We start from the raw sequence: 17,557 nt of genomic DNA, 5'->3' as shown, positions 1-17,557 counted from the left end.
TCTTCGGTGACGGCTGAATGAATGCATCAGCGGTAGTACAAGGTACCCAGTGCCTTCGGGGTTGGCAAAGGAGCGGTGCAACGCTGCTTGACGGAAACCGACCCGCCAAAGTCCTGAGACAATTATGGCGTCGCCTGTGAGGCATCCGACGTTCGCCAGAAGGGGCGCTTGATTTCGACCAGCTGTCGTCGGGGATCGCCGGCTTTGGCTGTAGATACGTTCGCCAGGATGAAGCTGGCGAAGGGCGTCTGTCCAGCCATGTTCGAGCAAACGTCGGTAGGCATCGCGAACTTCTACTCGGAACAAGGCGTCATTCAACCAACGCTTGGTTTGTAAACGTCGAGGTCCGTGCCGCCAGGATAACAGAAACCTCCAAGCGGCGCAGTTTAGCCGCGTACATTGTTAGCCGGTTGAACCATGCCAGTTTGTATTCGCACTTGGGTCCCGGATACGGATTGCCATTCCTCAGATAGAGACGGCCGATCACCATGCCATCAACGGCGGCTTCGACATAGCGGCTGTGTGTATCGCCTAGATCAAGCTTGGACTGCGTTCCAGGCCGCCGTTCTCGCGCAGCGCATAACCGTTAATCAAGTCCTCGAACATGTCGAGATTGTCCCCGGCGGCTGTCAGATCTCTGGCAGCCCAGCCTTTCGGAAGCCGTCTGCAAAGTGGTCTCGTACAGATGCATCGCGCAGCGGCTGGGAGTTGAGCCAATGGCCGATCGTGAAATGAGGGTGGGCGATCAGGAACAATTCTGCTTCTCGCCGCGCCTCCTCAAGGTGGCCCAATTGCGCAAGCGTAGCAGCCAGGAATTTGCGTGAGTTGGTACGGTACGTGTCTTTCCTGCGCAGTGTAGCCGTTGCCGCCTCATAGTCACGCGCGGCGTATTGCGCCTGCCCAAGATGACAAAGATACCAGCAGGCTGGATAGGGATTGAGCCGCAGAGCTTTTTCAATCTGTGCCAGTCCGTCGGCAACCCTGCCGTCCAGCACGGACATGTCCGACATGGCGGCCCAGGTGTCGGCGTGGTTGGGGTCTAGCTCCAGGGCCTTGGCGAAGGCGGCTTCTGATTCCTCCCATCGCCGCTCATAAGCCAAAATAGTCCCCAGAACGTAACGGCAGCCGGCATCGTTGGGGTCCAGGTCGACGGCCTTCTGCGCGAACGTCACCGCCATCTGACGGTTAGGATCTTCGGGCTCGCCGAAGTGAGTCCAGGCCAGCCAACGATTATAGGCGAGCAGACCGAGCGCTTCGGCATATGATGGCTCAAGCTCAACCGCGCGCTGAAGCAACACATAAGCCTCACGCGCAGTTTGCGGCGACTCTTCCGTCAGCAGGCGGGCGCGCACACACAGATCGTACGCCTCAAAATTCTTCGGCCGATTGCGCTGCGTCGGGATGGTCAGTCGGCCGATGAGGGCTTCAACAATCTTGGCGTTAACTTCATCCTGCAATTCGAAAACGTCTTCCACCGTCCTGTCAAACCGGTCGGCCCACAAGTGCTGGCCGCCAAGCGCGTCGATCAATTGTGCATTGATGCGGACACGACCCATTGCGCGTCTGGCGCTCCCCTCGAGGACGTAGCGGACGCCGAGATCCTGGGCGACGAGCCGTACGTCGACCGGCTTGCCCTTGTAGCCGTACACGGAATTGCGCGCGATGACGAACAGGCCAGCTGTACGGGAAAGGTCGGTGATCAGGTCTTCGGTCAAGCCGTCGACGAAAGGCGCGTCCGCTTCATCCCCACTCGTATTCGTGAACGGCAATACAGCGATCGAGGGACATTCTGGCAGCGGCAAAATGCTCTGCAGCGCATCCGGCCAATGCCACACGTGCACCGGGCGAGCCAGGTTCTTTAGGTAGCGTTCGCCTGCATCAAAGAAACGGTCGCCGATCTTGCCGACGATCTCGCCGTGAACTTTGGCTGAAATGCAGATACCTCCCGGTGCGGCCAGCGTCTCTAGGCGCGCCGCGACATTGACACCGTCGCCGAGAACGTCTGAACCGTCGTCAATGACATCTCCCAGATTGACCCCTACACGCAAAAGCAGGCGCCGGTCTCCGGCAGCTTCGACAGCAGTGGTGGCCCGTTGCATTTCCAACGCTGCTGCGACCGCGTCCACCGCGCTACCGAATTCGATTAAAAATCCGTCGCCCATGACCTTGAAGATGCGACCCGTGTAACGCATCACAGCCGGCTCGATAACGCCAGAACGGAGTTTCCTGAGGTCGGCCAGCGTTGCGACTTCATCAGCCTCCATCAGGCGTGAATATCCCACCACATCGGCAACGACGATGGCGGCAAGGCGACGCTGAAGAGATTGATCCGTCATGTTGAGGACAAGCCTAACGACCGAGCTCGCAAGGTATTGTTCAACCGCGAGTGAGTCAACAAGTCGCAAGAGGTAATGCCAGGCGACCTCCGCCTCCATCGAGGATTGAGCGACTTTATCGGCGCCCTTTGTCTTCGGATGGGAGACCTACATCCAGTCGAGCCGCAGGCGCGCGTGTGCGATATCGGCCACGACCGAGACTGCGAGTGAACGTGCATCCCTCGCCTTGTCGAACAGGCCGATCGGCGCCTTGATGCGAGAAAGCAGACGCTCATCTCCCCCGCAATCACGCAGGAGCTGGCAGCGTTTCGCATGGGTCCGGCGGCTGCCAAGGGCGCCGATGTAGAATGCATTCGACGTCAGCGCCACATCGAGCAGCGGCAACTCGCGATCAACATCGTGGAAGAGGAGCGCGACGGCGGTGTCGCCGTCTAGTTCGTCAGGCGAAGGCACTTGCCCGCGCTCGAGCACGACGGTCTCGTAGCCGGCCGCAACAGCAACGCGGGCAACCGCATCGATCTCGAGCGGAGTGCCGGCGAGGATGACCCGCGGCCTCGGCCGGTAGGCGCGCACAAAACTCTCGCCGTACCAGCCGCTTGCCTCGCTGCCGTGCTGCAGCGAAAGGGCGCGCTTGCCAGGATGATAGCGTAGACCCACCGGCGAGCGATGTTGGAGGGTGGAAAGCGCCTGGCGCAAGACTGCCGCATCCGCCAATACATGGATCGCAAGGGTAATGCCGCCGCCACAGGGCAGGACAATATCAAAGAACGGGGACCCTTCGCCAAGTCGAAGCGTGCGATCAAGGCCCTTTCCAAGAGCGGTGATGGTTTCGGCGGCCACGGCCGCTTCGGTGCAACCACCGGAGACGAAACCGCAATAGAGACCGTCACTGCGCACGACCATTTGCGCGCCGAGGGCGCGCGCAGCGCCGCCACGAATTTCGACGAGCGTGATGAGGGCCGTTGACTGCCCCTCTTCGAGCGATCGAGCGGCGAAAGACAGTACTTCGATTGCATCGTCCGACAGGAAGGCAGCGCGCGGTTCTGGCGCAAGCGTTTCCGGATCGGCGGCGATGCGGATTGTCATCTCACTCCACTCCCTGCGTTCCCCGCCAACGGCGCACGATACCCGGATCGAGATCAAAGAGATCGAGCACGCGGCCGATGGTGTGGTCGACCATGTCTTCGATGCTCTGAGGTTTCGCGTAAAAGGCTGGGACAGGCGGATAGATGATGCCGCCCATCTCGGTCACATGCGCCATGTTACGGATATGGCCGAGATGAAGCGGCGTTTCTCTGAGCATCAGGACGAGGCGACGACGTTCTTTCAGCACCACGTCGGCCGCACGGGAAATGAGGTTGTCCGTCGTGCCCGTGGCGATCTCGGCCAGCGTCTTGACCGAACAGGGGGCGACGATCATGCCGAGCGTCTTGTAGGAGCCAGAGGAACAGACGGCGCCGATATCCTTGTTGGAATGGGTGGTCGTCGCCAACGCTTCGAGGTCCTGTCTGGAAAACGTCGCCTCGGCCGCAAGCGTGATGCAGGCCGCGCGCGACATGATCAGATGTGTCTCGATCTCGAGGTCACGCAGCAGTTCGAGGATGCGCTTGCCGTAGACCACGCCCGACGCGCCCGAAATGCCAACGATCATGCGTCTTGGATGCGTCATCGCCTTATCCCGCGCTTTTCAGGAGTGCTGCGGCGCGCGCGCAGGCCTCGTCGCTGATGCGGGCGCGCACGCCATGGAAATTCGGGCCGCGCGTCGCATCGAGCCCCATCCGCGAGGTCGTGCCGATGCCGCTGGCGGAGGGGTCGAGCGCATTGCCTGGCAGGCCTTCGATGATGACGACGTCCTTGTGCGGCTGGAAATGAGTGGCAAGCGCCCAGAGCACCTCACTGTCTCGGGTGATATCGACATCCGCGTCCACCACGACCACGGTCTTCAGGTACTGGTCCCAGCCGAGAAGTCCGAGCATGACCTGCCGCGCCTCCCCTTCACGCGTCTGGTTCATGGCGATGTAGGCGTGAAAATGCGTGCCCGACGAGGGGTAGTGTACCGCGGTGATCGAGGGAAAGCGCGCCTTCAGCTTCTCCACCACCTCGGCCTCGCGCGGCACGCGGCCGAGATTGAGGTGTTCGGCCGAATTGCCGCCGGCCACGCTGACGAGGATGGCATTGCGCCGGCGCATGACGGTTTCGACGGTGAAAAGGTTGTTGGTCGAGCGGTCGGAGGAATAGCCTGTGAACTCGCCGAACGGCCCCTCCTCCACATGCGCCTCGGGATCCAGCACACCTTCGAGCACGATCTCGGCATGGGCGGGAACACGAATGCCGTACTTTGGTGTCCGCACCACCTGAAGCGGCTCGCCCATCAGGCCGCCGGCAACATCACGTTCGTCTTCACCGAAGGCAAGTCGGGCAGAGGCTGCGATCATGAAGAGCGGATGGCCGCCGATGACCATCGCGACCGGCATCGGCCTGCCCTTCTCCTTGGCCATGTTCATCAGCCGCCAGAGATGGCCACGCGAATGCAGCGAGGTGGCGAGCGAATTCTTCGAATGGATCATCGCGCGGTGGTAGCTGAGATTGCCGGCGCCGGTTTCGGGATGCTCGCCGATGATGATGCCGCTGGTGATGTATTTCGCCCGGTCCGTGTCGAAGTGCTTGAGCATCGGCAACGCGTTGAGATCGACGGCATCACCCGAGACGATCTCCTCGGTGATCGGACCTTCCTTCAGGACTTCCGGCGTGAACGGCCGGTTGGCGCGCGCCTGGTAGGCCTCGTGCAACCTGTCAGCGGTCGAACCGAGCAGACGGGCGATACGATCGCGTGAGGCAAAGATGTTGCAGAGGACCTCGCTGCCGACGCCGCTGACATCCTTCAGGTGCAGCATGGGATGTCGCCCCCGCTCAGCCAGGTTCCAGATCAGCGCTGTCGCATCCTGATCGTCTAAGACCGGCTGGTCGATGGTGATGACATCTTCGGGGTGCTCCGCCCTGTAGTCGGCGAGGAAGCTGCGAACATCTTGCTTGTGGTACTGGGTCATTTCTTAGCCTCGACGCGACTGGGGGGTGACGGCGCCCGGAATGGGCGCCGTCGTCTTTACTCAGGCAAATTCCTTGTGCTTGCCCGTGGCCCGGTCGACACCGGCATAGCTATCCTTCAGACGCGCCTGAGCGTCCCTCAGGTCGCGCGGCGGCGGCGACGGATCGATGCCGACGAGCTTGGCGATGTTGTTGCCGAGATAGCCTTCGAGATCGTCCTCGGAGAGGTTGATGCCGTGCGGCGGATCCTTGCAGAGCACTTCCAGTTCGCGCAGCCACATGCCCGGATCGTTCGGCGGGCTGTCCGTGCCGAAGACGATCTTGTTCTTCGGCAACTGCTGGGCGAACTCCACGATGCGCGACTGGAAGCACCAGCCGGACTCGCAATAGACGTTCGGGGTATCCATCGCCATCCAGAAGGACTCGAACGAATAGTTGCCGCCGGTCTGGATGCCGAAGTGACCGATGATGAAGTTCACCATCGGGAACTCGCGAATGATCGGATAAAACATCGTCGGGATGGTGTACGGGCCGTCGCCCGTGTGGATGAGCACGACGACGCCGAGTTCGGCACACTTCTTCATCGCCGGACGCAGCCAATCAAGCGCGCGGTCGGGGCGATAACCGTGCATGTTGGCGTGCAGCTTCAACATCTTGAAACCGTATTCCTTGACGTGGAATTCCAGCTCCGCAGCGCCGTTTTCAGGTCCCCAGCGCGGGTTGTAGTTGAAGTTGCCGATAAAGCGGTCCGGGTACTTCTGGCAAAGCTCGGCGCAATAGGCCATGTAGTCGCGAATGCCGTCGCGACCCTTGCGGTTGCCGTCGCGGTAGCCGGTGTTGCCCGGCGGCGGCTGGATGAAGCCCATGTCGATCCGGCGCGGCTTGCCGTTGATCATGTAGGGACCGTCCATCAGCTTGAGCATGCGCTCGCCGGTGAAGGGCTCGCCCGTGTGACGCCATGCCTCGTCGACGAGGTTGGTCGGGTGAAGATGGGTATCAATGATCATTGTTCACTCCGTTCAAATTTACGCGGCAAGGGCGACGCCGTGCTGGCGCAGATACGCCTCGGCTTCCTCGACGGTGGCCGGTGGCTTCGTCGCTTCCAGCCCGATCATCCGGGCGACGTTGTTGCCGAGGTAATCTTCGAGCGTATCCTCATCGAGGTTCAGGCCCTGCGGCGGCTCGTGGCAGAGAACCTCCAGGAGGTTGATCCACATGCCCGGTTCGTTCGGCGGCGTATCCGAGCCGAAGAGGATCTTGTGCTTGGGCAGAACCTTGGCGAATTCAACGATGCGCGACTGCAGGCACCAGCCGGATTCCACGTAGACGCTCGGTGTGTCGAGTGCCATCTGCATCGGCTCAAACACGTAGACGCCGCCGGTCTGAACGCCGAAATGCGCCAGGATGAAGTTGACCTCCGGAAACTCGCGGATGATCGGGTAGAACTCCGTCGGGATCGAGTACGGTCCGTCACCGGTATGCACCTTCACCATCAGGCCGAGATCCGCGCACTTCTTCAGTGCCGGTCGCAGCCAGTCGAGCGCGCGGTCCGGGCGGTAGGCGTGCATGTTCGCCTGCAGCTGCACCATCTTGAAATCGAACTCCTTGGCGTAGCGTTCGATCTCTTCGGCGCCGTTCTGGGTGCCGTAGCGCGGGTTGTAGACGAAGCAGCCGAGGAAGCGGTCGGGGTGCTCGGTCACCATCTTTTCCGTGTAGGCCATGTACTGGCGGATGGCGGCCTTGCCCTCGAGATCCATCACCTCGTGGGTGTAGATGGTGTTGCCTTGCGGCGGCTGAATGAAGGCCTTGTCGATCCGGCGCGGCTTGCCGTTCACATAGTAGGGGCCATCCATCATCTTCAGCAGCTTGTCGCCGGTGAACGGCGGTCCGTCGTGTCGCCAAGCCAGGTCCACCAGATCGGTGGGATAGCAGCTCAGGTCAATAATCATAGGTTTCTCCTGTCGTAGAGGGTCCGGTCGATGCGGGGCCGCGCGATGAACGCCATGCCGGCCAAAGCCAGGCCTGGATCCGCGATCTCAGGAAATGCCGAAGACGGAGGGAACAAGCCGGCGCATAAGCTCCCAGGGCGGGGCAACCGGGTGTTCCTTTGGTGATCAGCATCGACATCGCAGCCTCATCTTCCAACAGACGGTGAGCAATTGTCGGTGCTTCTACTCGCCTTCAAAGGAACCACTTCGCGCGATTCTTGTCAACTCGAAAAATGAGCTAACAAATTGTTTTTAAAGCTATTTTTGTCGTTGAAAGCAGCAGCAACCGCCCGCGCTGGAGGGGCGCGGGCGGCTCAGACAGAAAGGCTTACGCAAGCGCCGTCCGGCGTGGAGATTCGCTGCTAAGGCACCAGGCATGCACGCAAGTTTCTGTCGATACTTTCGCGGTCGAGATTGCGGCCGATGAACACGAACTTCGACTTCCGTTTGTCTTCGCCCCAGGCGTGGTCCGGGCGGAAATCGACGAGCTTGTGCACGGCCTGAAGCACGAAGAAGCGGTCGTCGCCGGCAACGGAAACGATGCCCTTTGTGCGGAATATGTCGTCGCCGTGCTCGCCGAGGTAGCCCTTGAGGAAACCTGCAAGCTTTTCGCCGTCGAAGGCTTCGGGATAGACGAAGGAGTGGGATTTCACCGTCGCGTCATGCTGGTGCGGCCGAAGCGCGGTCGCGTGCGCGCGTCCATGGTCATGATGATGGTGGTGCCCATGGTCGTGATGGGCGTGATCGCAACACGGCTCCTTGCAATCATGGTGGTGATGGTGCTCGGCGTCGTGATCGTCATCCATGTCGATGTCGAGGATTTCCGCCCGCTCGCGCACATAGGACGGCCGGAAGCCCTTGACCCCGAGGATGTTGGAGAGATCCACCTTGCCGTAGCTCGACCTCAGGATGGGTGCTGTCTGGTTTAGCCTGCGCAGAGATGTTTCCAGCGAACCGAGGGCATCCTCCCCGGCAAGGTCTATCTTGTTGACGAGGATGCGGTCGGCCGCGACGATCTGGTTGACCGCCTGGTTGTCGCTGCCGTCGAGCACCGGATCGTAGAGATGCTGGTCGATGTGCATTGCGTCCACCAGCGTGACGACGGCGTCGAGCTCCACCTCGTCGGCCACGCTACGGTCGACGAAGAAGGCGGTGGCGACCGGCGTCGGGTCGGCAAGACCCGAGGTCTCGACGATGATGTGGTCGAACTTGTCCTTGTGGCTCAGGAGCTTCTTCATCACGTCGATCAGGTCGTTGCGCACGTCGACGAAGCAGCAGATGCAGCCGTTCTGCATCTGGAAGATTTCCTCGTCCGAGGCGAGCACGAGGTCGCTGTCGACGTCCACTTCGCCGTATTCGTTCTCGATCACTGCGATACGGTGACCGTGACGCTCGGTGAGAATGTAGTTGAGCAGTGTCGTCTTTCCTGATCCGAGGAAACCGGTGAGGATCGTGATCGGGAGTTTCTGCTGGCTCGCAGGTTCGATATGCATGTTCATGCGCCCTTCTCCCTCAAGGCTTTCAGGATGTCTTCCGGTGTGATCGGATAGTGGTGGAAGCGAACGCCGATGGCGTCGTGGATGGCATTGGCGATGGAAGGGCCGATGGCGATGATCGGATCTTCGCCCACACCCTTGGCACCCCAGGGACCACCCGGGTCGGGCGCTGCCTCGAGGATGATCGTCTCGATGTCGGGCATGTCCATCGACAGCGGCATCTTGTAGTCGACCAGGCCCGCATTGAGTGAGCGCCCGGTCTTCTTGTCGATGACGTAGTCCTCGGTCAGCGTGTGGCCGATGCCCTGCTGGATGCCGCCCTCGATCTGGCCTTGCGCCGCGATCGGGTGAATGACGCGTCCAACGTCGTGCACCGGCACGACGCGCTTGACCTCGACGATGCCTGTTTCCGTGTCGACGTCCACCTCGGTGAAATGTGCGGCGAAGGAGTAGGATTTCGTCGGCTCGTAAGTGCCGTTGGCAACGATATTGGCGGCAGGAATGCCACGTGAGGGCCCCATGGCCTCCGACACCGTCATAGAGCGATCTGGCTCGGCGATGAGGAAGACCTTGCCTTCGGAAAGGTCGATGTCGTCGGGCGAGACCTGAAGTTTCATCGCTGCCCGTTCGAGCACGGCGGCGCGGACCTTGCCGGCCGCCATCTTGGCGGCTGTGCCGACCAGATAGGTCGTGTGGCTGGCAAAGGCCCCGATGTCCCATGGAACCACGTCCGTGTCGCCATGGATGACGCCGACGTCCTCGAAGCGGACCCCGAGTTCTTCGGCAACGATCTGCGCCAGCGCCGTATGGGCTCCGGTGCCAAGTCCGGCAGCGCCAGTCAGCAGCGTCACCGTGCCGTCCTCGTTGACCTTCACCGTGGCGTTGCCCTGTTCCTTGATGCCGGGATAGGCAGACGAGCCGTGCATCTCGCAGCCGATGCCCCACCCTTTGCGGATGTGCGGGCGCTTCGGATCTGGAGCCCGGTCGCGGTTCCAAAGCGCCTTCCAGTCGAGCACGTCGATGCCGTGCTTGAGGCAGATTTCAAGCCCGTGACCGAGGATCGGATGGCCTGATGGCGCGATGTCGCCGGCGCGCACCACGTTCTTCAGCTTCAGTTCGGCCGGATCCATGCCGAGCCGTTCGGCCGCTTCGTCCATCTGGATGTCGAGCGCATAGTAGCTCTGCACCACGCCGTAGCCGCGGAAGGCTCCGTTGATCGGGGTGTTGGTGTAGACGCACCGCCCCTCCAGCCGCACGTTCTCGCAGCGATAGAGCGAGGTAGCGGCGGTGGTTCCAACGATGGTCACGCCCGGGCCATGGGACCCGTAGGCGCCGGAATCGTAGACCAGCTTCATGTCGCGGGCGACGAGCGTGCCGTCGTTCTTGAAGCCCTGCTTCAGCCAGATCCGGCAAGGGTGACGGGAACGACCGGCCACGAATGTCTCATGGCGGGTGAACTCCATTTTCACCGGCCGGCGGGTTTCCTTCGCCAAAAGCGCACAGAGAAACTCGTGCTGGAACAGGTCCTGCTTGGCCCCAAAGCCGCCGCCCATATGGTCGACGAGCACGCGCACCTTGGTGAGCGGCAGGCCGAGCACTTCTGCAAGGATGCCGCGCACCATGAAAGAGGTCTGGGTCGAGGTCCAGAAGGTCAGCTTGTTGGAACCGTCCCAGTCGGCGATGCAGACGTTCGGCTCCATGTAGGCCGGGTGCGGCCGCCCGCCGGCAAATGTGCCCTCGAGAACGAAGTCCGCCTCGGCAAAACCCTTATCGATGTCACCGCGGTTGACGCGCACCGGGTCGAGCACAAGATTGCCGCCCGGCCCAACGTCGTGGATCAGTGGTGCGCCTGGCTGCGCGGCGTCCTCCGGCTCGAAGACGGCCGGCAAAGGTTCGTATTCCACCTCGATCAGGTCGAGCGCCTCGTCGGCGATCTCTTCGCTGATGGCGGCGACGGCGGCTACGCCCTCGCCCCAGAACCGCACCTTGTCGTCGAGAATGTACTGGTCCTTGGTGCAGGAGGCCGAGCGTGGATGCGGCGACCCATAGTGCAGCACGCGTGGCACGGTCTCGTGGGTCAGCACAGCCTTGACGCCCGGATAGGCGAGCGCCTTGCTGACGTCGATCGACTTGATGCGCGCATGGGCGATCGCCGCGCGCTTGATCTTGCCGTGCAGCATTCCGGGCAGCTTGATATCGCCGGTATACTGCGCCTCACCCGTGACCTTTTCGAGCACGTCGTCGCGCTTGACGCTCTTACCGACGATCTTGAACTCGCGCTGTTCAATGGGGGTGGTCATGTTCATGGTCTTGCAGCCTCCATCTCGCGCGCGGCCGATTTGATCGCGTCGAATATCTTGGTGTATCCCGTGCAGCGGCAGATGTTGCCGGAGAGCCCGAAGCGGATGTCTTCGTCAGTCGGGTGCGGATTGTCGTCGATGAGCTTCTTCGCCATCATCAGGATGCCGGGCGTGCAGAAGCCGCATTGCGAGGCGCCGTGCCGCATGAAGGCATCCTGCAGCGGATGCAGTCGATCGACACCCGGCTGGAGCCCTTCGACCGTCTCGACCGCACGGCCTTCGGCTTCCACGGCAAGCATCAGGCAGGCGTTGACCGGCTCGCCATCGACGAGCACGGAGCAGGCGCCGCAGTCGCCGACATCGCAGCCCTTCTTGGTGCCGGTGAGGCCGACCTCGTCGCGCAGCGCATCGAGCAGGGAGCAGCAGCCATCGACGGCCATCTCGCGCGCCTCGCCATTCACGGTGAATTCGACCATCCGTTTCATGCGAAAGTCTCCAATGCCTGTTTGATGGCGCGACCGGTCAGGACGCCGACCATGTCGCGGCGGTAGTCTGCGCTGGCGCGCACGTTGCTGATCGGCGTGCATTCCTCCATCGCCCTGTCGGCAGCACTCCTGACCGTCTCAGCATCGAGCCTCGTGCCACGCAGCATGGCTTCGGCTTGCGGCGCGCGCAGAACGGTGGCGCCGACCGCACCGAGCGCGATGCGGATGTCGCTGCAGACGCCATCGTCCATCGCCAGGCTGACGGCGACGCCGACGGTGGACAGCTCCATCGCCTTTCGACGGCCGTGCTTGAGATAGGCCTTGCCGGTATTGTCACCCGCCGGCGGCACGGTGATACCGGTAACGATTTCGCCCTTGGCGAGAACGGTCCTGCCGGGGCCGGTGAAGAACTCGCAGATCGGCACCACACGCATGTTGGTGCGGCTGTAGATGTGCACGAAGGCGCCGTCCGCCACCAAGGGCGGAATGGTATCGGCCGACGGTGAGGCGCGACAGATATTGCCAACGACGGTCGCGCGGTTGCGCACCTGGATGGAGCCGAGCGAGGCGAGTGCTGAACGCAGGTTCGGATATCGCTGGCGCACCAGCGACAGGTTCTCCAGCCGTCCGACGGTCACCAGCGCACCGAAGGTCAGTCCGCGCGTCTCGTCATAGGTGATGTCGGACAAACCAGGGATCTGCTTGATGTCGACGACGTTGCGCACGCGGCGCAGCCGTTCGCGGATCTCGACCAAAAGGTCCGTGCCTCCGTTGAAAAGGAATGTGTCGTCGCCGAGCTCGGTGAGAAGACGGGAGGCATGCTCCAGCGTTTCCGCCCGATGATAGTCGAAGCGTCTCATGGAATCCTCTTGGGGTTGGGGATCCGGCGGCGCGCGGCCGCCGGACTAATGGTGTTGTTCTCTAGGCAGGGTCGGCAGCCGGCGCTCCGTCCGCGAGTTCGGCCTCCTCCGGCTCTTTCGCCGGAACGCCGTTGAAGAGAATGTTGAGCAGTGCCGCCGCAAAGGTGCCGACGAGCACGCCGCTGTGCAGGAACTTCTCGATCGCCGCCGGCAGCTGATCGAAGATGTTTTCGGCAACGACCGGCACCATGGCGAGGCCGACGCTGACGGCGACGATGTAGAGATTGCGGCGATTGGCCACGAAATCCACCTTCGACAGGATCTTCACCCCCGTCGCCGACACCATGCCGAACATCACGATTGCCGCACCGCCGACGACATAGCTCGGGATCGATGCGCTGACGAAGGCAACCTTCGGCAGCGAGCCGAGCAGGATCAGGATGGCGCCGCCCGCTGCCACCACGAAGCGGCTGAGCACGCCGGTGATCTGCAGCAGTCCGACGTTTTGCGCATAGGTCGTATAGGTGAAGGTGTTGAGCAGGCCGCCGATGATGTTACCGACACCGTCGGTTCTCAAACCCCGGGTCAGTTCTGCCTCGGTGATCTTGCGTCCGGCCATGTCGCCGACAGCCAGGAACTGGCCGGTCGATTCGATCATCATGACCGTCATGACCGCACAGAGCGACAGGATCGACCAGAACTCGAAGATCGGCCATCCGAAGGCGAGCGGGTGAATGATGCGCACCCAGTCGGCCTCGGCAACGCCGTGGAAATCCACCTTGCCGGCAGCGATCGCGACCACGAAGCCGATCCCGATCCCGATCAGGACCGCAAGATTGGCCATGAAGCCCTTGAGAACGCGGGTGAGGAGCAGGATCGACATGAGCACGATGGCAGCCACGGCGAGCGCGAACGGCGCGCCGTAGGCCGGGTTCGGGATCATGCCGTCCGGACCCTTGATCATCGGCTGGCCACCTGCCGCCCAGTTTACCCCGACGCGCATCAGCGAAAGGCCGATCACCAGCATCACCGTGCCGGTGACAACAGGCGGGAAGAACCGTACCCAGCGGCCGAAGAACGGCGCGACCAGGATCGTGAACACCCCGGAGCCGATGACCGCGCCGATGACGCCCGGCATGCCGAGATCGGGATTGGTGCCCGTCGCGATAATCGAGGGTACGGCGGTGAACGAAATCCCCATCATGATCGGCAGGCGAATGCCGATGTTCCAGATGCCGAGCGCCTGGATGAGGGTGACGATGCCACAACAGAAGAGATCCGCGCTGACGAGCATCGCAATCTGTTCCTTGGGCAATTGAAGTGCGCTGCCGACAATGAGCGGCACGGCGACCGCTCCGGCATACATGACGAGAACATGCTGTAGGCCAAGGGCCATCAAACTTGGGATCGGGTAGGTTTTTTCGACAGGATCAGTCGTATCGGATTTATGCATTCGCTTTCCTCCCAGCGAACAGCTTCCGGCGCGGTGGGAGGGCAACTTCGGCCTCATGATCTGGTCACCGCACGCCGTACAAAGCGGATCATGCGGCTGGCCAAATCAGCAAACAATCGGCACAATCATATTTATTCATATAGTAATTGAATGAATGGACCGGCATGGACATCACGCTGAAACAGCTTCGAGCCTTCGTCACCGTAGCCAATCTGGGGCAGTTCACCCTCGCCGCCGACAGGCTCGGCTCCTCGCAGTCGGCGGTGAGCACGCTGGTTCGGCAGCTGGAGCAGAATTTGAAGCTGCGTCTCTTCGACAGGCATACGCGTCTTCTGCGGCTTACGCAGGCCGGCATGGACATCTTGCCGGTTGCCGCACGTGCCGTCGCCGACATCGATGGCATGGTGGAGAGCTCGCGCGAGTTGAATGCGCTGAGACGTGGCAAGGTTTCGATTGCAGCGGGCACCGTGCAGGCGGCTTTGATGCTGCCGCAGCTCGTCAACGCCTTCACCCGGCTCTACCCCGATATTACCGTCGCTCTCCATGACGTGGCTGAGATCGCCGTCCTGGAACAGGTGACCAACAGCTCGGTCGACCTCGGGATCGGAACCGTGCCGGAGGACGATACCGAATTGATGGGTACCCGGCTGACGACCGACGAATTCCTCATCGTCCTTCACCCGGACGACCCGCTGGTCAGGCTGCGTGAAATTCGTTGGACCGACCTGGTTGATCGCAAGCTGATCGGTCCGCACCGCGGCAATCCGATCAGGGACCGCCTCGAAAACGAGCTGGCACGCAACGGTATCGTGCTGCCCTTCGACAAGGCAATGCAGGAGGTGGCCTTGCCGCTGACGATTATCGGCATGGTCGAAGGCGGGCTCGGCGTCGCGATCATGACATCGGCGGTCACACGGCTTGCGACCTCCATGGGCCTCGTCGTGCGCACGCCGACCGAGCCGCACATCAAGCGCGAAGTCAGCCTGATCCAGAAACGCACGCGCTCCCTCTCTCCGGCCGCCCGGCGGTTTCGCGACTTCCTGCTGAAATCCGTGCACTGACGTTTCCATGGAAAGACGTCTTGTATTCAGACGCGACCTTGCGTTTGACCACGCGCATTTTCCGGCGTTATCTGGGCGCGCTGCTGGACCGCGGAACGGCGGGCAGGCAGGGCGCAGCCTTCGCTGCGCGCGGCGGGCTTTCGGCCGGCCGCCGCTCCCAGCTCAAGCCAAACCAGGAGCAACTCATGGCGCATTCCCTGAAAAGCAGCACCGAAGCGGCACGGTCGAACCGGCCCAACCTTTCCACAGATGCCATCCGCAGCACCAAGGAAGATCTGGCGGCCTGCTTCCGCATGGCGGCGCGCAACGGCTTCGAAGAGGGCATCTGCAACCATTTTTCGGCTGTCGTACCCGGCCATGACGATCTCTTCATCGTCAATCCCTACGGCTATGCCTTTCGCGAGCTGACGGCATCAAAGCTGCTGGTGTGCGATTTCAACGGCACCGTCATCGACGGTGACGGTGAGCCGGAGGCAACCGCTTTTTACATCCATGCCGAAATCCACCGCCGGCTGCCGCGCGCAAAAGTCGCCTTCCACACGCACATGCCCTATGCGACCGCCTTATCCATGACCGAGGGCGCCCCCTTGATCTGGGCCGGCCAGACAGCGCTGAAATTCTACGGTCGCACCGCTGTCGACGAAAACTATAACGGCCTTGCCCTCGACCATCGGGAAGGCGCTCGCATTGCTGCTGCAGCGGGCGACGCCGATATCGTCTTCCTGAAACACCACGGCGTGCTGGTTCTGGCGCCGACAATCGCCGATGCCTGGGACGATCTCTACTATCTGGAACGGGCGGCCGAAGTGCAGGTGCTTGCGATGTCCACCGGACGGGAAGTCCTGCCCGCCGCCCCACAGATCGCTGAGGCCGCTTACCGGCAGATGCGCGAGGGTGACCCGGAGTCGGCACGGGCCCATCTTGCCGCCATCCGCCGGCAACTCGACGCCGAGGAACCGCAATACAGGCACTGAATGCGAACCAGGGCCGATGCCAAAAGCGATCGCATCGGCCCGTTCCAGATCGCCGGTCAACCAGTTGATCAGGCGTCTCTTTCCGTGACGTTGGCCATGCTCGATCGGCGCCTGGCGATCGACAATTAATACGATCCATTTATCAAATAATTGAAATAATGAATTTGTTTGAATTAAAAGCGCGTGCTTAGTTTCCCGCCATAACAACAAGGTGGGGACGACATGGTACGTGAAAATCCAGCTGCGTTGCTCGCAAGACTGATCCCCGATCAGTCCTTTGCCCTCACGGGCGGTACCGTCATAAACGATGACGGCTCGCAGTCGGCAAGCGACATTATCGTCGGCGCCGACGGGCGCATCACGGTCGTCGAGCCCTTTCTCGACACCGGTTCGTGCGGCGCCTGCATAGACATTTCCGGCATGCTCGTTTCGCCGGGCTTCGTCGACGCGCACCAGCATCTCGACAAGACGGGGGTGCTGCGGTTTACGCCAAATCCCTCCGGCACGCTCCAGGGCGCCCGCGAAGCCTTTGCGAAATACGCCCGCACCGCCGGCCCCGACGACATTCACAAGCGCGCGACGCGCACAATCGGGCGATGTCTTTCGCGCGGCACGACCGCGATCCGCAGCCACATCAACGTCGACAAGGATGCCGGTTTCCATGGCATCGAGACGCTGGCCGCCATTCGCGATGCCGAAAAGCACCGCATCACGCTTCAGCTCGTCGCCTTCATGACGCCGCATCCAGGCCAAGACTTCGAGTGGCTCGGCAACAACATCGACGGCGCCGTTGCGCTCGCCGATGCCGTCGGCGGAACGCCCGCCGTTTCCGAGGACCCGCCGCGCTACCTCGACATCCTGTTTTCGGCCGCTGTGAAATCCGGCAAGCCTATCGACCTGCACCTCGACGAACACCTCAATGCCGGCGTGCATCTCATCGACGCCGCACTCGAACGCGTCGAGCGCTTCGGCATGCAGGGGCGCACCGTCTTCAGCCACGTCTCGGTGTTGAGCGCCTTGCCGCGCCGGGAGTTCCAGCGGATAGCCGAGCGCCTGGACAAACTGAATGTCGGCGTGGTGACACTGCCGGCCGCAAATCTCTATCTACAGGGCCGCGACTACGAGATGCTGCCGCCGCGCGGGTTGACGCGTGTCGCCGAACTCCATCGCGCCGGCATCACCATCGCCACCGCCTCGGACAATATCCAGGATCCGTTCGTTCCGACCGGCTCGGGCGACATGCTGGAAATCGCCCGCTGGACACTGCTTGCAGGCCATCTGCGCGGGGACGAGCTCTCAGCTGCGCACAGCATGATCACGACGGCCCCTGCCCGACTGATGGGGCTTGGCAAGGACTACGGTTTCAGACCCGGCGCGCGCGCCGACTTCGTCATTACCGACTGCTTCGATACCGACACGCTGATTGCCGGCGGGCCGGATCGGGCTTTCGTCTTTTCGAACGGGCGCCTGGTCTCGCAGAGCACTACTGAAAACATCCGCCTGAAGGAGAACGCATAAAAGGGAACGGCTGCTCCGGGGGGATTGGGACTGCAATCTAA

At 62.0% G+C, this 17,557-nt stretch carries 14 protein-coding genes and 1 pseudogene; 3 read left to right on the top strand and 12 right to left on the bottom strand.

Features of this window, described 5'->3' with window-relative positions:
- Positions 1–207: 207 nt before the first annotated feature.
- The 12 genes and pseudogenes from IB277_RS38415 to IB277_RS34605 form a co-directional block, all read right to left on the bottom strand.
- Positions 208–574, bottom strand: a pseudogene (locus tag IB277_RS38415) (exodeoxyribonuclease III); the annotation flags it as partial.
- Positions 575–629: 55 nt separating this feature from the next.
- Positions 630–2,336: an adenylate/guanylate cyclase domain-containing protein gene (locus tag IB277_RS34655; RefSeq protein ID WP_192372908.1), complete on the bottom strand. Its 1,707-nt coding sequence runs from the start codon at positions 2,334–2,336 to the stop codon at positions 630–632.
- A 147-nt stretch (positions 2,337–2,483) separates the two neighbouring features.
- Entirely contained in the window at positions 2,484–3,422 is a 939-nt protein-coding gene (locus IB277_RS34650; protein ID WP_192372906.1) for an XdhC family protein, read from the bottom strand.
- 1 nt (position 3,423) lies between these two features.
- Complete coding sequence (locus tag IB277_RS34645) at positions 3,424–4,005, bottom strand: UbiX family flavin prenyltransferase (RefSeq protein ID WP_192372904.1); 582 nt, start codon at positions 4,003–4,005, stop codon at positions 3,424–3,426.
- A gap of 4 nt (positions 4,006–4,009) precedes the next feature.
- Positions 4,010–5,383, bottom strand: coding sequence for a UbiD family decarboxylase (locus tag IB277_RS34640; protein ID WP_089045344.1), 1,374 nt, complete (start codon positions 5,381–5,383; stop codon positions 4,010–4,012).
- A gap of 60 nt (positions 5,384–5,443) precedes the next feature.
- On the bottom strand, positions 5,444–6,388 hold the full coding sequence (locus IB277_RS34635; RefSeq protein ID WP_034791749.1) for an amidohydrolase family protein: 945 nt from the start codon (positions 6,386–6,388) through the stop codon (positions 5,444–5,446).
- 18 nt (positions 6,389–6,406) lie between these two features.
- Positions 6,407–7,330, bottom strand: coding sequence for an amidohydrolase family protein (locus IB277_RS34630; RefSeq protein ID WP_034791747.1), 924 nt, complete (start codon positions 7,328–7,330; stop codon positions 6,407–6,409).
- A 401-nt stretch (positions 7,331–7,731) separates the two neighbouring features.
- Positions 7,732–8,862, bottom strand: coding sequence for a GTP-binding protein (locus IB277_RS34625; RefSeq protein ID WP_060582856.1), 1,131 nt, complete (start codon positions 8,860–8,862; stop codon positions 7,732–7,734).
- Between the two features lie 2 nt (positions 8,863–8,864).
- Positions 8,865–11,171, bottom strand: coding sequence for a xanthine dehydrogenase family protein molybdopterin-binding subunit (locus IB277_RS34620; RefSeq protein ID WP_192372902.1), 2,307 nt, complete (start codon positions 11,169–11,171; stop codon positions 8,865–8,867).
- The gene (locus tag IB277_RS34615; protein ID WP_192372900.1) at positions 11,168–11,650 is read right to left on the bottom strand and encodes a (2Fe-2S)-binding protein; all 483 of its coding nucleotides are present in this window, start codon (positions 11,648–11,650) and stop codon (positions 11,168–11,170) included. The genes IB277_RS34620 and IB277_RS34615 overlap by 4 nt, the downstream gene beginning before the upstream one ends.
- Entirely contained in the window at positions 11,647–12,510 is an 864-nt protein-coding gene (locus IB277_RS34610; RefSeq protein ID WP_034791741.1) for a xanthine dehydrogenase family protein subunit M, read from the bottom strand. The genes IB277_RS34615 and IB277_RS34610 overlap by 4 nt, the downstream gene beginning before the upstream one ends.
- A gap of 61 nt (positions 12,511–12,571) precedes the next feature.
- Positions 12,572–13,963, bottom strand: coding sequence for a nucleobase:cation symporter-2 family protein (locus IB277_RS34605; RefSeq protein ID WP_060521231.1), 1,392 nt, complete (start codon positions 13,961–13,963; stop codon positions 12,572–12,574).
- 164 nt (positions 13,964–14,127) lie between these two features.
- Between IB277_RS34605 and IB277_RS34600 the strand changes: the two genes are divergently transcribed.
- The 3 genes from IB277_RS34600 (at position 14,128) to IB277_RS34590 (ending at position 17,516) form a co-directional block, all read left to right on the top strand.
- The gene (locus IB277_RS34600; RefSeq protein WP_034791737.1) at positions 14,128–15,024 is read left to right on the top strand and encodes a LysR family transcriptional regulator; all 897 of its coding nucleotides are present in this window, start codon (positions 14,128–14,130) and stop codon (positions 15,022–15,024) included.
- Positions 15,025–15,209: 185 nt separating this feature from the next.
- On the top strand, positions 15,210–15,998 hold the full coding sequence (locus IB277_RS34595) for an aldolase (RefSeq protein ID WP_192372961.1): 789 nt from the start codon (positions 15,210–15,212) through the stop codon (positions 15,996–15,998).
- A gap of 222 nt (positions 15,999–16,220) precedes the next feature.
- On the top strand, positions 16,221–17,516 hold the full coding sequence (locus IB277_RS34590) for an amidohydrolase family protein (RefSeq protein WP_192372898.1): 1,296 nt from the start codon (positions 16,221–16,223) through the stop codon (positions 17,514–17,516).
- Positions 17,517–17,557: the final 41 nt, after the last annotated feature.

The sequence above is a fragment of the Ensifer sp. ENS07 genome, assembly GCF_014852185.1.
GTDB lineage: Bacteria > Pseudomonadota > Alphaproteobacteria > Rhizobiales > Rhizobiaceae > Ensifer > Ensifer adhaerens.
This window is presented reverse-complemented; position numbering and strand designations above follow the sequence as displayed.

Excerpts from the sequence above, each read along its gene's own strand:
- IB277_RS34595 (WP_192372961.1), top strand. The coding sequence starts at position 15,210 with ATGGCGCATTCCCTGAAAAGCAGCACCGAAGCGGCACGGTCGAACCGG.
- IB277_RS34650 (WP_192372906.1), bottom strand. The coding sequence starts at position 3,422 with ATGACAATCCGCATCGCCGCCGATCCGGAAACGCTTGCGCCAGAACCG.
- IB277_RS34625 (WP_060582856.1), bottom strand. The coding sequence starts at position 8,862 with ATGCATATCGAACCTGCGAGCCAGCAGAAACTCCCGATCACGATCCTC.
- IB277_RS34630 (WP_034791747.1), bottom strand. The coding sequence starts at position 7,330 with ATGATTATTGACCTGAGCTGCTATCCCACCGATCTGGTGGACCTGGCT.
- IB277_RS34620 (WP_192372902.1), bottom strand. The coding sequence starts at position 11,171 with ATGAACATGACCACCCCCATTGAACAGCGCGAGTTCAAGATCGTCGGT.
- IB277_RS34645 (WP_192372904.1), bottom strand. The coding sequence starts at position 4,005 with ATGACGCATCCAAGACGCATGATCGTTGGCATTTCGGGCGCGTCGGGC.
- IB277_RS34590 (WP_192372898.1), top strand. The coding sequence starts at position 16,221 with ATGGTACGTGAAAATCCAGCTGCGTTGCTCGCAAGACTGATCCCCGAT.
- IB277_RS34615 (WP_192372900.1), bottom strand. The coding sequence starts at position 11,650 with ATGAAACGGATGGTCGAATTCACCGTGAATGGCGAGGCGCGCGAGATG.
- IB277_RS34610 (WP_034791741.1), bottom strand. The coding sequence starts at position 12,510 with ATGAGACGCTTCGACTATCATCGGGCGGAAACGCTGGAGCATGCCTCC.
- IB277_RS34600 (WP_034791737.1), top strand. The coding sequence starts at position 14,128 with ATGGACATCACGCTGAAACAGCTTCGAGCCTTCGTCACCGTAGCCAAT.
- IB277_RS34655 (WP_192372908.1), bottom strand. The coding sequence starts at position 2,336 with ATGACGGATCAATCTCTTCAGCGTCGCCTTGCCGCCATCGTCGTTGCC.
- IB277_RS34635 (WP_034791749.1), bottom strand. The coding sequence starts at position 6,388 with ATGATCATTGATACCCATCTTCACCCGACCAACCTCGTCGACGAGGCA.
- IB277_RS34605 (WP_060521231.1), bottom strand. The coding sequence starts at position 13,963 with ATGCATAAATCCGATACGACTGATCCTGTCGAAAAAACCTACCCGATC.
- IB277_RS34640 (WP_089045344.1), bottom strand. The coding sequence starts at position 5,383 with ATGACCCAGTACCACAAGCAAGATGTTCGCAGCTTCCTCGCCGACTAC.